7 protein-coding genes are annotated in these 11645 nt (G+C 60.3%); all 7 read right to left on the bottom strand.

Going from position 1 to position 11645, the window contains the following annotated elements:
* Positions 1–61: 61 nt before the first annotated feature.
* The 7 genes from GWQ22_RS10290 to xthA all read right to left on the bottom strand — a co-directional run bounded on the left by GWQ22_RS10290 (position 62) and on the right by xthA (position 11571).
* A complete protein-coding gene (locus GWQ22_RS10290) occupies positions 62–418 on the bottom strand; it encodes a copper-binding protein (protein WP_275930230.1) in 357 nt (118 codons plus the stop codon).
* A 62-nt stretch (positions 419–480) separates the two neighbouring features.
* A complete protein-coding gene (locus GWQ22_RS10295) occupies positions 481–3609 on the bottom strand; it encodes an efflux RND transporter permease subunit (RefSeq protein WP_275930231.1) in 3129 nt (1042 codons plus the stop codon).
* Complete coding sequence (locus GWQ22_RS10300; RefSeq protein ID WP_275930232.1) at positions 3606–5114, bottom strand: efflux RND transporter periplasmic adaptor subunit; 1509 nt, start codon at positions 5112–5114, stop codon at positions 3606–3608. The genes GWQ22_RS10295 and GWQ22_RS10300 overlap by 4 nt, the downstream gene beginning before the upstream one ends.
* Positions 5115–5427: 313 nt before the next feature.
* A complete protein-coding gene (locus GWQ22_RS10305; protein ID WP_275930233.1) occupies positions 5428–5880 on the bottom strand; it encodes a hypothetical protein in 453 nt (150 codons plus the stop codon).
* Between the two features lie 201 nt (positions 5881–6081).
* Entirely contained in the window at positions 6082–9210 is a 3129-nt protein-coding gene (locus GWQ22_RS10310) for a multidrug efflux RND transporter permease subunit (RefSeq protein ID WP_275930234.1), read from the bottom strand.
* A gap of 9 nt (positions 9211–9219) precedes the next feature.
* The gene (locus GWQ22_RS10315) at positions 9220–10419 is read right to left on the bottom strand and encodes an efflux RND transporter periplasmic adaptor subunit (RefSeq protein ID WP_275930245.1); all 1200 of its coding nucleotides are present in this window, start codon (positions 10417–10419) and stop codon (positions 9220–9222) included.
* Between the two features lie 345 nt (positions 10420–10764).
* Positions 10765–11571 (bottom strand): exodeoxyribonuclease III, encoded by an 807-nt coding sequence (gene xthA / locus GWQ22_RS10320; protein ID WP_212514303.1) that lies wholly within the window; start codon positions 11569–11571, stop codon positions 10765–10767.
* Positions 11572–11645 lie beyond the last annotated feature (74 nt).

Consider the following 11645-nt stretch of genomic DNA (forward strand, 5'->3'; position numbering starts at 1 on the left):
GGGTGCCGGAAAGAGGACAGTAACACGGCGCAAAGATCCCGCCGTTTTACTGTTGCTGGTGTTACCGTTTCTGCAACTGGGTGACCGTCAGCTTGCCGGCCGGGTTCTCGACGCGAAAGCTCACCGCATCCCCCACCTTGAGCCCCTTGGTCAGAGCGGGATCCGCCAGCAGGAACACCATGGTCATGGGGGGCATCTTGAGGTTCTCTATCGCCTCGTGTTTGATCCCCACCTTGCCGCTGGCTTCATCGAGGCGGGTGATGACCCCTTTGGTCATCACCCGCTCTTCCATCGCCTGCATATCCATCCCCTCCATCTGGGACATATCGTGCCCCTCGTGGTTCATGGTCATCTTGGCTTGGGCCTGGAGAGAGGCAAGCCCAAGCAGTAATGTCAGGGTCAGCGTCTTGTAGTTCATGATGTTTTCCTTCAGTTGTGTATTCAAACTCTTCATTGATTAAAAAAGGGTGTGAAATCGGGTTATTCGGATTGCGGGTTCGCGCTCTTGCCAAGGCTGCGACTGCGCCACAGGTAGTAGGCGGCCGGCAGCACCAAGAGGGTCAGCACCAGCGCGCTCACCATGCCGCCGATCATCGGCGCGGCGATGCGCTGCATTACCTCTGCGCCGGTGCCCTGGCTCCACATGATGGGCAACAGGCCCGCGATGATGGTCACCACCGTCATCATCTTGGGGCGCAGGCGCAGGGCGGCGCCCTGGATCACCGCCCGGTGCAGACCCGCCTTGTCTGGTTTGCCGCTGGCCACCAGCTCATCCCAGGCGTGGTTGAGGTAGACCAGCATCAAGACGCCTGTCTCCACCGCGACGCCAGCCAGAGCGATAAAGCCCACCCCGACCGCCACCGAGAGGTTGAAGTCGAGCAGCCAGAGGGTCCAGATCCCGCCCACTACCGCCAGCGGCAAGGTGGTGAGAATGAGCAGCACCTCCTGAACGCGGCGAAACGCCAGATAGAGCAGCAGCACGATAATGGCGACCGTGAGCGGCACCACATAGGCGAGGCGCGCCTTGGCCCGCTCCATGTATTCGTACTGACCCGACCAGGTGAGGGCATAACCCGCCGGCAGCACCAGCTGCTTGTCCACCTCAGCCTTGGCCTGCGCGACGAAAGAGCCGATGTCGCGGCCGCGAATATCGACGTAGACCCAGCCGTTGAGCCGTGCGTTCTCGCTGCGCAGCATGGGGGCCTCGTCGCTGATGTAGACCCGCGCCACGTCCGCCAGCGCGATGCGCGCGCCGCTCGGGGTCACCACCGGCAGCAGCTCGAGACTGGCCACCGAGTCGCGATAGCTCTGGGGGTAGCGCAGGTTGATGGGATAGCGCTCGCGCCCCTCGATGGTCTGGCCCACCTCCATGCCGCCCACTGCGGTGGCAAGCACCGCCTGCACATCGGCGATGTTGAGGCCGTAGCGCGCCGCTTTCAGCCGGTCGATATCCACCTTCACGTAGCGGCCACCGGCCACCCGCTCGGCGTAGACGGACGCAGTGCCATCCACCTTGCCGACGATCTGCTCAAGCTGCTGGCCTAGCTGCTCAATGACATTGAGATCTGGCCCCGCAATCTTGATGCCGACCGGGGTCTTGATACCGGTCGCCAGCATGTCGATGCGGGTCTTGATGGGGGGCAGCCAGGCATTGGTGAGGCCGGGGAAGCGGATGAGGGCGTCGAGCTCCTCTTTGAGTTTCTCTGGTGTCATGCCGGGGCGCCACTGATCCCGGGGCTTGAGCTGGATGCTGGTCTCCATCATCACCAGATCGGCGGGATCGGTGGCGGTCTCGGCGCGCCCCGCCTTGCCGAACACGTTCTGCACCTCGGGCACGGTGCGAATGAGCTTGTCGGTCTGCTGCAAGATCTCCCGCGCCTTGCCCACTGAGATATTGGCCGCGGTGGTGGGCATGTACATGATGTCCCCCTCATCGAGCGGCGGAATAAACTCTGAGCCCAGATGCTTGAGCGGCCAGAAGCCCGCTACCGTCACCACCGCCGCCAGCATGAGCGTGGTTTTCGGGCGTGCCAGCACGGCCTTGAGCAGCGGAATATAGCTGCGGGTCAGCATCCGGTTGAGGGGGTTGGCTTGTTCGGCCAGCACCTTGCCGCGGATAAAGTAGCCCATGAGTACCGGCACCAGCGTGATGGATAGCCCGGCCGCCGCCGCCATGGCGTAGGTCTTGGTGTAGGCGAGTGGATGAAACATCCGCCCCTCCTGCGCCTCCAGCGCAAACACTGGCAAAAAGCTCATGGTGATGATGAGCAGGGAGAAGAAGATGGCAGGCCCCACCTCTATGCTCGCCTCTGTGATGATGCGCCAGCGGTTCTTGTCGGTGAGTGCCTCCCGCTCCATGTGTTTGTGGACGTTCTCGATCATCACGATGGCGCCATCGACCATGGCGCCGATGGCGATGGCAATGCCGCCGAGCGACATGATGTTGGCGTTGATCCCCTGCAGGTGCATGACGATAAAGGCCACCAGAATGGCGATGGGCAAGGTGATGACTACCACCAGTGACGAGCGCAGGTGGAACAGGAAGGCCAGACAGACCAGCACCACCACGGCGAACTCCTCCAGCAGCTTGCCGGAGAGGTTGTCGATGGCACGCTGGATAAGATCGGATCTGTCGTAGACGGTGACGACTTCGACCCCCTCAGGCAGGCTGCTTTTCAGCTCCGCCAGCCGCGCCTTGACCCCGTCGATGGTGTGCTGGGCATTCTCGCCATAGCGCATCACAATGATGCCACCCACCACTTCCCCCTCGCCGTTGAGTTCGGCTATGCCGCGCCGCATCTGGGGGCCGGTGACCACATCCGCCACGTCACCCAGCAGCAGCGTGGCGCCGCGCACAGTGGTGCCGAGCGGGATCTGCTTGAGGTCTTCCACGCTCTTCAAATAGCCATTCGAGCGCACCATGTACTCCGCTTCCGCCATCTCGATGACGGAGGCGCCTGTCTCCTGATTGCCCTGCTTGATGGCCGTCTCGATAAGGGATATCGGGATGCCGTAGGCACGCAGCTTGTCCGGGTCGACCCGGACTTGATACTGGCGCACGATGCCGCCGACGGTGGCGACCTCGGAGACGCCATTGACGGTTTGCAGCTCGTACTTGAGGAACCAGTTTTGCAGCGAGGTGAGCTCGCTCAAGTCATGCTTGCCGGTTCTGTCCACCAATGCGTATTGATAGACCCAGCCCACCCCGGTGGCATCGGGGCCGAGTTGGGGGCGGGCGGAGGCGGGCAGGTTGGGGGCCACCTGGCTTAAATACTCCAGTACCCGGGCGCGGGCCCAGTAAAGATCGGTGCTGTCGTCAAACAGCACATAGACGAAGGAGTCACCGAAGAAGGAGTAGCCGCGCACCGTGGTCGCCCCCGGCACAGCCAGCATGGCGGTGGTGAGCGGATAGGTGACCTGATCCTCCACCACCTGGGGGGCCTGCCCCGGGTAGGCGGTCTTGATGATCACCTGCACGTCGGAGAGATCCGGCAGGGCATCCACCGGGGTCTGCTTGACCGACCAGAGCCCCCAGGCGGTGAGCATGACGGTCAACAGCAGCACCAGAAAGCGGTTGCCCACCGACCAGCGAATGATGGAAGGGATCATGGCTTGGCTCCCATACCATGCTGGCCAGGGTCCATGCCTTCCATCTCATCCTTTGCCTGCACCGGAGCGTGGCCGCTGGCCGGGGCCTTCTCCTGATGGATGGTGGTGATGAGGTACTCATCCCCCTCCTGCATCACCTGCAGATGGAGGCTTTGCCCTTGGGCGAGCCGAGCAATGTCCACTCCATCCGCCACGGTGAACTCCATCTCCATGGCGGGCCACTGCCACTCGGGAATGGGCTGGTGGGCCACCATCAGGGTGCGGTTGGCCAGGTCGATGCTCTGTACAGTCCCTTGCGTCCACACCTGCGCCGGGCGCACCGCCGTCATGCGCTGGAAGTCCGAGTCGATGGCCGATTCCGAATCGAGCAGGAACTGGGCCGAGCGGACTATGCTGTCACCCGCTTCCACCCCTGCCTTGATGGCAACCTTGTCACCAAACTGGGGGCCCAGAGTGATGGCCACCGACTTGAAGTTGCCATCCCCCAGCGCCAGCACCAGCCTGTCCTGACTGCCGGTGCGGATCACCGCTTCGCTCGGCACCACCAACTGTGGTGCTCCTTTGCCAGTGCGGATGGCCACCTTGGCGAACATATTGGGTTTCAAAAACTCGTCCGGGTTGTCAAAGCGCAGCCGCACCTTGAGGGTGCGGGTGGCAGCATCCAGGGTCGGATAGAGGTAATCTACCCGGCCCTCCCAGCGGCGGCCGGGGGCGTAATCCAGGGTCATGGTGACCGGATCCCCCACCTTCAGCTGGGCCGCCTGCCGTTCGAACACCTCGGCACTGACCCACACCTGCTGCAGGCTGCTGATGTTGAACAGCGCCGCGGCGGGCTCCACATACTGCCCCTCGCGCACCTTGAGCTCCGAGACATAGCCGCTGCTGGGGGCATAGATGGCAATGGTGTCGCGCACCTGACGGCTGCGCTTGAGGGCGGCAATCTGATCCGCTGGTACCTGCAGGGACCTGAGCTTGCCCTCGGCGGCGCGCAGCAGCAGCGGGTTGCTGGTATTGAGCGCCATCAGGTACTCATGCTGGGCGTTGACCAGCTCCGGGGCGTAGATCTCGTAGAGTAGGGTTCCTTTGGCAACATTCTGCCCTTCGCTCTTGATGGCGAGGGTGCGGATCCAGCCTGCCATGCGGGTGTTGATCGCCTCCAGCCTGTCTTCGTCATAGCCGACGTAACCCACCGTCTCGATCTGCTGGTGGATGGGCAGCCTCTCCACCTTGGCCAGCCGCACCCCCAGGTTCTGCTGGATCTGGGGGCTGATAGTGACGGTGCCTGGTGAGCCGTTTTTCTGCTCCTCATAGACGGGGATAAAGTCCATCCCCATGTTGTCCTTGGCGGGGGCATCACGCTTGTCGCGGGGATCCATGGGGTTGACCCAATAGATCGGCGTCTGCTTTTTGGCGGTGGCACCGTCGGTTGTCTGTTTGGCTACCCAGTAGCCGCCACCGGCCCCGAGGGCGAGCAGCAGGGTAGAGAGAAGCAGTTTTTGGCTCATCGCACACCGCCTGTCTGCGGGAGGCGGATGGCACTTGATTCGGCGCAGTGCTGGGCACTGTGTCCGGGAATACGGGCAGATGACATCATATGTCTTCTCTTCTGTCAGGCCGCCGGGCTGCCGTGGTGACATGTGCCTCATGCCGTTATCACGGCAGTGCACACGGGCAGGGGCGGCAAACGGGGCGTTGCTGACGAGTCAGCGGACGCACGGCTCCCTGTTGTGACTGGCTGGGCCAGTCGTGAAAGGGTCAGGCAAGGGGGGCGCAAGCGGCAAGATGAGCCTTGCCGCGAGCACGCGAGAGAAGCGCTTTCTAATGGTGCAGCACCGACAGCATCAGATGTCGGCGTGGCCAGGAGGGAGGGTGAGTACCGCGAGATCGCAGAAAGGGATCCCGCAGCCAGTGATCGAACAGATGGCTGGCGCCCCCCAGATGGGGCAGCAGCAACAGGGGCAGAGCGAGCAGGGTCAGTAGCATGGCCAGCAGTGGCAGGCCGGCCCCTGTTGGCGAGGTGAGGCCGCCGTGCATCTGGCACTCCCCCTGGCTCATGGCATTGCCCTGCTCTCCATCATCGGATGCCATTGTGTGGCAGGCGAGCCCCTGCATCGCGGTCGCGCTCATGGTTGCGTTGTCGCTGCCGGCCGCCATGGCGGAGGAGATGACATCGATCCCGTGCCAGCTGATGCAGAGGGTGAGATTGCAAACAAGCATGAGCGCCAGCAACAGCCGGGCAATGCGCTCAGTGGGCAATCTCGATGACAGCATGGACATGTCCTGATAATGAATGGGGTCACTGTAAACCTTACCTTGATAGTAAGGTCAAGGTGAGAGCAAGCCAGTCAGCGCGGTTGTGATCCCGCCTGCGGTGTGCCTGAGGAGGGGGGCGCAGATGGGGGGGCAAAGAGGGGGGACAGATGAGCCGCGTATGCATAGAAAAGCCCCCGCATCGGCGGGGGCTGGTTAGTTTCACTGTTTCTTCTGGGGGGCAGGGTCGCGGGGGCGCTTCGATCGCTCCATGATGAGGCGGAAGAAGAGCGGGATAAAGAAGATGGCGATGAAGGTTGCCGCCATCATACCGCCGATCACCGGCCAGCCGAGGGCGTGGCGGCTGGCTGCACCTGCGCCACTCGAGGTGACGAGAGGAATACAGCCGAGGATAAAGGCGAGGGAGGTCATGATAATCGGGCGAAAACGCAGGCGCGCCGCCTCCAGTGCCGACTCGGCAATGCTCATGCCTTCCTCATGCTTCATCACCGCGAACTCGACGATCAGGATGGCGTTCTTGGCCGCCAGCCCCACCAGCGTCACCAGCCCGATCTGGAAGTAGACGTTGTTGGTCAGCCCGACTGCCCAGGTGGCGAACAAGGCGCCGAACAGGGCGAACGGCACGGCCGTGATCACCGCAAACGGCAGGCTCCAGCGCTCATACTGGGCGGCCAGAATGAGGAAGATCATCACGATGCCGAAGCCAAACGCCATGCCGGCACTGCCTGCAGACGCTTTCTCCTGATAGGCGGAGCCGGTCCACTCCAGTCTGGCATCGTTGCCGAGGGTGTTGTTGGCCACCTCTTCCAGTGCCGCGATAGCCTGACCCGAGCTGTAACCTGGGGCGGGCTGCGCCATGATCTTGGCTGCCGGGAACACATTGAAACGTTCAACAAACGCGGGGCCACTGGCATCACGTACTGTCACCAGGCTGCTGAGCGGGATCATCTCCCCCTTGTCAGAGCGAACATGGATGTTGCTAATATCCCCCTTTGTGGCGCGATAATCCGCTTCTGACTGAAGCTGGACCCGATAGGTACGACCGAACTGGTTGAAGTCGTTGACATAGACCTGACCGAAGGTGGCCTGCATGGTGTCGAACACCGCATTGATGGGCAGCCCCAATGCCTTGGCTTTTTCCCGATCAAGATCCAGATAGACCTGAGGGACATTGGCGCGATAGGTCGAGGTGACACTGGCAAATTCAGGCCGTTCTCTGGCTGCGGCCAGGAAATGTTCAACCTCTGTCGAGAAGGTCTTGGCATCGCTGCCGCTGCGGTTTTGCAGATACCCTTCCAGTCCCCCTGTGGTGGACATCCCCTGGATGGGCGGTGGATTGAATGAAGCCACAAAGCCATCCGCCAGCCCCATCAAGCTCATGCCTTGAAAGGTGTTCGCCAGGGAGAAGGAGTCCTGCCCTGCGCCTTTACGCTCGCTCCAGTCCTTGAGGGTGATGAAGCTCAGGCCGCTGTTGCTGATCACCGCACTGGAGAGAATATCGAAACCGGAGAAGGTAACGACATCCTTCACATTCGGGTTGGCCATGGCGATTTGGTCGAAGGTGTCAGCCAGTGCCTGGGTACGGGTCAGGGAGGCGGCGTCCGGCAGCATGATGGCAGAGATGAGGTAGCCTTGATCCTCATCCGGTACCAGTTCTCCCGGTACCTTCATCAACAGCAGATAACTGGCGATCAGCATGGTCACTATGATGCTGAAGGCCAGCGCCACCCGGCGATTCAGGAAGGCCACGCCACGCACATATCCTCTGGTGAGCTGGTCAAATCGGTGATTGAACCAGACGAAGAAACGAGCGGGTTCCCGATGTCCATCCTTGAGCAATACGGCACACAAGGCCGGTGACAAGGTCAGGGCAACGATGCTGGATATGACCACAGAGATGGCGATAGTGATGGCAAATTGTTTGTACATCACCCCTGTCATGCCGCCCATAAAGGCCACGGGGACGAACACGGCGCACAAGACCAGCGTGGTGGCGACAATGGGGCTGAATACCTCCTGCATGGCGAGGATGGCGGCTTGCGGCGCCGAGAGTTTTCGCTCTCGCATGCTGCGTTCTACGTTCTCCAGCACGACGATGGCGTCATCCACCACTATGCCTATGGTCAGCACCATACCAAACAGGGTCAGCAGGTTGATGGAGAAACCCAGCAACAACATGCCGGCAAAGGTACCGATCAAGGATACCGGCACCGCGATACAGGGGATCAGGGTGGCGCGGAAGTTTTGCAGGAACAGATAGACCACCACAAACACCAGCACCATGGCTTCAAACAGGGTGCGTACCACCTCCTTAATGGAGAGTGTTACGAACTCGGTGGTGTCATAGGGGATCTGATACTCGATATCCTGCGGAAAACGGGTTTGCAGTTGCGCCATGGTGGCGTGCACGGCATCCGCCACGGCAACCGAGTTGGCCCCCGGTTGCAGATAGGTGGCGATACCGATGGCAGGCTTGCCGTTGGCGCGAGCGACAATGTCGTAATCCTTGCCACCGAGCTCGACGCGGGCAATATCCTTGACCCTTATTTTTGCGCCATTTGGCATCGATCGGATGATGATGTTCTCGAACTCTTTCACATCCTCAAGGCGCCCTTTGGTCTGCACCGTATAGGTGAAGTCGGTGGGGGTCGTGGTGGGCTGGGCACCGATTTTGCCTGCCGAGAACTCGCTGTTCTGCTCACGAATGGCACCAATCACATCGCTCGGGGTGAGTTGCAACTGGGCAAGACGATCCGGGCGCAGCCAAATACGCATGGCATAGTCAGTGCCACCAAAGAGCATGGTATCGCCAACGCCAGGTACCCGCTTGAGCTCGTCGATGATGTTGAGCAGGGCATAGTTAGACAGGTAGGTCGTATCAAATGACTGGTTGGGTGACACCAGCGTGATGACCTGCAAGATGGCGGTCGATTTTTTCTTGACCGTTACCCCCTGTTTTTTCACCTCTTCCGGCAGTTGGGCCATGGCGGCCGAGACCCGGTTGTTGACGTTGATGGTGGCCTGATCCGGATCGGTGCCGATCTCGAAAAAGACGTTGAGGTTCATCTGGCCATTGGAGGCTGAGCCAGATTGCATATAGACCATCTGCTCAACCCCGTTGATCTGCTGCTCGAGGGGGGCGGCAACGGTTTGAGAGATAGCTTCAGGGGTTGCTCCCGGGTAAAAGGCGGTGACCGATACCACGGGTGGCGTGATTTGCGGATACTGCTCTACCGGCAGTGCGCGCATGGCGGCCAATCCTGCCAGTACGATAATGATCGATATCACACAGGAAAAGATGGGGCGCTCTATGAAGAACTTGGAAAACATAGGCGCTCCTTACCTGGCCGCTGGCTTGTTAGCCATCTTGTCGCTGATAGCCTTCATCTCTTGGGCTGAGACAGGTTTGACTATGCTGCCGGGTTTGGCTTTCATCAGTCCCTCTACGATGTAACGTTCACCTGCATTAAGGCCGCTGTCGATCAGCACACCTTCTGCAATGGCCGGACCAAGTCTGACCTGGCGTGGCACTACCTTGTTATCGCCATCCACCACCATCACCATGCGGTCTGCCTGAGATTGCACAATCGCTCTGGCTGGCACCACGATGGCATTTTTACGAATACCCAAGTCGATGGTGATTCTGGCAAATTGACCTGGCAGCAGTGCGCCCTGTTTATTGTCGAAAATGGCACGGGCACGGATAGTACCGGTCTGGGGATCGATCCGATTATCAGAGAAGTTGAGCTTGCCCGTCTCGGGATAGACGGAGCCGTCAGAGAGACGGATATGGGTACGCCAGTTGGTGGTGTCTTTGGCCTCAATCAACCCGTTACGCACCGAGTTTTCAAAATTGAGGTGATCCTGCTCAGAGTACGAAAAGTTGACGTAGAGCGGATTGTACTGGGTGATGGTTGTCAGCAAGCTGCTGTCACCGCTGGTGGAGATAAGGCTACCCTCGGACTGGGCGCTTTTGCTCGCCATGCCATCAATGGGCGCAGTGACCTGGGTGTAGCTGAGGTTGAGCGCTGCCTCCTTCACCTTGGCCTGAGCGGCCTGATGACTGGCGATGGCGGCTTCATAGTTGGCGATGGTGTCGTCATAGTCTTTGCGGCTCACCACCTGGCGTTTGAACAGGGGGATGATGCGATCGCGGTCGGCACGGGCCTTGTTGAGACGAGCCTGCTCCTGGGCAAGTATGCCTCTGGACTGCTCCAGTGCCACCTTGTAGGGCTCGGGGTCGATGAGAAACAGCTCCTGGCCGGCGGTGACCGGCTGGCCTTCCACATAGGTACGCTTGAGCAGTATGCCGTTCACCCGGGAGCGTACTTCGATCTCGCGAAAACCGGCGGTTTCACCCACCATCTCGGTGGTCAGGGGCACATCGGTCGGCTTGACCTCGGCCGCCACCACCGGCAGGGGAGGCAGCGCTTGGGCACCGGCGGTCCGCTCGTCACCGCAGGCGGTCAACAGGCTGGCCAGTGCCAGAGCAAGACCACAACGCTTGAACATCTCTTCCCTGACGTTTTGCACTTTCATCATCACACTCCTGTTGGATGGACAGCGATCGCCGTGCACACCTTTCTTCTGAACTGACATCATCAACAGCATGGTTACAAATTTAACTCATTGGATTAATGACAATTTTTAATGATAGATCGCGAATATTGAACCCAAGCTGCTCGGGGATGCAAGTTATTAGTGCTCATGGCGGCAGAAAGGCGAGCCAGCGACAATTGGTGTCCCGGCGGTGGATACATTGACTATAAGCGTTGCGCGCGGCGGGGGGCGCTTTTTGGGTATGAGCGGGTAGCATGTCAGGCATGCTAAACAGGAAAAGGGCGGGGAAGCGGGGACGTCAAACGTCCCCACTGTCTGCATTCATCAGGCAAAGCAGGCCCAGATGGGGGCGTGGTCCGAGGGTTTTTCGATACCGCGCAGCTCGTAGTCGATGCCGGTCTCGGTGACCGTGTCCTTGAGGGCGTCGGAGGCCATGATGAGGTCGATGCGCAGGCCGCGATTCTCGTCAAAGCCCTTGGAACGGTAGTCAAACCAGGAGAAACGCTCGCACTCTGTGGGGTTGGCGGCGCGGAAGGTGTCGGTCAGACCGAACCCTTTCAGCCGTTCCATCCATTCGCGCTCTATGGGCAGGAAGGAGCACTTGCCATCGCGCAGCCAGCGCTTGCGGTTCGCCTCGCCAATGCCGATATCGAGATCGGTGGGGGAGATGTTCACATCCCCGATCAGCACCAGCGGGTCGTTCGGGGTGTGGTGGGTCTCCAAATATTGTTGTAAGTCCTCGTAGAACTTCTGCTTGGCCGGGAACTTGGTCTCGTGATCCTGGCTTTCACCCTGCGGGAAGTAGCCGTTCATTACCTTGATGAGGGAGCCATCTTCGCGCTCGAAGGTGGCCATGATCATGCGGCGCTGGGCATCCTCCGGATCCGTGGGGAAGCCTTTTTGCACCTCGACGGGTTTCTGCTTGCTCATGATGGCCACCCCGTAGTGGGCCTTCTGGCCGTGGAACGCCACGTGATAACCCATGGCCTCCACATCCGCCAGCGGGAAGGCCTCGTCGTGCACTTTGATCTCCTGCAGGCCGATCACATCTGGCTGGTGTTTGTCGATGATGGCTTGCAGCTGATGAAGGCGGGCGCGCAGGCCATTGATATTGAAAGAGATGATCTTCATGTCAGGGATGCTCATGTCATTTTTATAAGTCGCTATTGGACTAGGAATCGGCGGTGGATGCAAGTTCCGGGGGC

Source organism: Aeromonas sp. 1HA1 (assembly GCF_029237385.1).
Classification (GTDB): Bacteria; Pseudomonadota; Gammaproteobacteria; order Enterobacterales; family Aeromonadaceae; genus Aeromonas; species Aeromonas popoffii.

Bases quoted from the DNA above. Each gene is read 5' to 3' on its own strand.
- GWQ22_RS10290 (WP_275930230.1), bottom strand. From the start codon at position 418: ATGAACTACAAGACGCTGACCCTGACATTACTGCTTGGGCTTGCCTCT.
- GWQ22_RS10315 (WP_275930245.1), bottom strand. From the start codon at position 10,419: ATGAAAGTGCAAAACGTCAGGGAAGAGATGTTCAAGCGTTGTGGTCTT.
- GWQ22_RS10305 (WP_275930233.1), bottom strand. From the start codon at position 5,880: ATGCTGTCATCGAGATTGCCCACTGAGCGCATTGCCCGGCTGTTGCTG.
- GWQ22_RS10310 (WP_275930234.1), bottom strand. From the start codon at position 9,210: ATGTTTTCCAAGTTCTTCATAGAGCGCCCCATCTTTTCCTGTGTGATA.
- GWQ22_RS10295 (WP_275930231.1), bottom strand. From the start codon at position 3,609: ATGATCCCTTCCATCATTCGCTGGTCGGTGGGCAACCGCTTTCTGGTG.
- xthA (WP_212514303.1), bottom strand. From the start codon at position 11,571: ATGAAGATCATCTCTTTCAATATCAATGGCCTGCGCGCCCGCCTTCAT.
- GWQ22_RS10300 (WP_275930232.1), bottom strand. From the start codon at position 5,114: ATGAGCCAAAAACTGCTTCTCTCTACCCTGCTGCTCGCCCTCGGGGCC.